Annotated in this window: 2 tRNA genes and 1 rRNA gene; all 3 read right to left on the reverse strand. The window is 48.8% G+C overall.

The features are described 5' to 3' along the window. Positions 1-213 precede the first annotated feature (213 nt). Positions 214-289, reverse strand: a tRNA-Ala gene (locus C7I36_RS16900). A gap of 101 nt (positions 290-390) precedes the next feature. Beyond that, a tRNA-Ile gene (locus tag C7I36_RS16905) sits at positions 391-467 on the reverse strand. 95 nt (positions 468-562) lie between these two features. Then, positions 563-641, reverse strand: a 16S ribosomal RNA gene (locus tag C7I36_RS16910); the annotation flags it as partial.

Here is a 641-nt window from a genome sequence, read left to right on the forward strand (position 1 = left end):
GGGAACTGGCTTGATGGCTGCTGCATCAGTGACGGATGCTTACAACAATTTTTCGCCAAGAAGTTCCAAGACACTTGCAGTATCAAGAACTACTTTTATTCATCAGCTTTTTCCGAATTGTTAAAGAACAGAGTGTTTAAGCTCTAAGATTTCAGCTTTAAGAGAGGGATTTTCTCTTACAGCGTAAAGCTTACAACTTATGACGACGGTCAATGGTGGAGCTAAGCGGGATCGAACCGCTGACCTCCTGCGTGCAAAGCAGGCGCTCTCCCAGCTGAGCTATAGCCCCATTTAGCCGACCGTTTTGCCAAATTCGTCTCAGGCAAGGCGAAGGGGTGCGACGTTTAGTCACCTAAACGAGCAGCGCTTCAACGCAGCATGAGGGGAATTTGGTGGGTCTGAGTAGACTCGAACTACCGACCTCACCCTTATCAGGGGTGCGCTCTAACCACCTGAGCTACAGACCCAAAACTGTGCCTTTATGCCATGAGCACAAAGGCCATCGTCACTCTTTCATATCAAGCAAACTGTGTGAACACTCAGCAGACGCTGAGAATTAAGGTAAGGAGGTGATCCAACCGCAGGTTCCCCTACGGTTACCTTGTTACGACTTCACCCCAGTCATGAATCACTCCGTGGTA

It is taken from the genome of Zobellella taiwanensis (assembly GCF_003012795.1).
Classification (GTDB): domain Bacteria; phylum Pseudomonadota; class Gammaproteobacteria; order Enterobacterales; family Aeromonadaceae; genus Oceanimonas; species Oceanimonas taiwanensis.